This window comes from Neobacillus sp. MER 74 (assembly GCF_023714155.1).
Map to the genome: position 1 here is coordinate 1 of NZ_JAMAUV010000085.1, position 365 is coordinate 365.

At 46.6% G+C, this 365-nt stretch carries 2 rRNA genes; both read left to right on the forward strand.

Annotation, left to right across the window (positions count from 1 at the left end):
• Positions 1-232: ribosomal RNA gene (locus M3610_RS27590) — 23S ribosomal RNA — on the forward strand; the annotation flags it as partial.
• 79 nt (positions 233-311) lie between these two features.
• A 5S ribosomal RNA gene (rrf, locus tag M3610_RS28705) occupies positions 312-365 on the forward strand; the annotation flags it as partial.

Below are 365 nucleotides of genomic sequence, written 5' to 3' on the forward strand. Positions count from 1 at the left end.
GGGATGGACGCACCGCTGGTGTACCAGTTGTTCTGCCAAGAGCATCGCTGGGTAGCTATGTGCGGACGGGATAAGTGCTGAAAGCATCTAAGCATGAAGCCCCCCTCAAGATGAGATTTCCCATAGCGCAAGCTAGTAAGAACCCTGAAAGATGATCAGGTTGATAGGTCAGAGGTGGAAGCGTGGTAACATGTGGAGCTGACTGATACTAATCGTTCGAGGACTTAACCATATTTTAAGGTGAACTCAAGTTTACAAAAAACTTCTTCTGCATTATCTAGTTTTGAGGGAATGATTCCTCAATTAAATAGTCTGGCAGCAATGGCGAGAAGGTCACACCCGTTCCCATACCGAACACGGAAGTT